This window comes from Pseudomonas pudica (genome assembly GCF_015680405.1).
Taxonomy (GTDB): Bacteria; Pseudomonadota; Gammaproteobacteria; order Pseudomonadales; family Pseudomonadaceae; genus Aquipseudomonas; species Aquipseudomonas pudica.
Map to the genome: position 1 here is coordinate 1 of NZ_JADLJS010000116.1, position 339 is coordinate 339.

General features: G+C 61.1%; 1 protein-coding gene. It reads left to right on the forward strand.

Features of this window, described 5'->3' with window-relative positions; all coding sequences use genetic code 11:
- Positions 1-339, forward strand: a 339-nt coding sequence (locus tag IRZ77_RS26715) for an immunoglobulin-like domain-containing protein (protein ID WP_196174642.1), incomplete at both ends; no start/stop codon positions are given.

Sequence of the window (339 nt, forward strand, 5' to 3'; positions counted from 1 at the left end):
GCGGCAAGATCACCTACACCGCGACCTTGACCAACAAGGCCGGTACCGACCTGGTGATCAAGCTGAGCAACGGTGAAACCATCACCATCGCCGCCGGTTCGAAGGAAGCGTCGATCACCGTCGATGCCCCAAGCGACGACGTGTACCTCGATGCCGAAAACCTGAGCGTGACCGTTACCGGCACCACCGGTGGTGACTTCGAGAAGCTGGACGTCAGCAGCACTGCAGCCGTGACCAAGGTGACCGATACCATCGACACCACCACCGTCACTCTGACCGCGACCTCGACCGTTGCTGAAGGTGGCGTGGTGACCTACACCGCGTCGGTCAACCACAAGG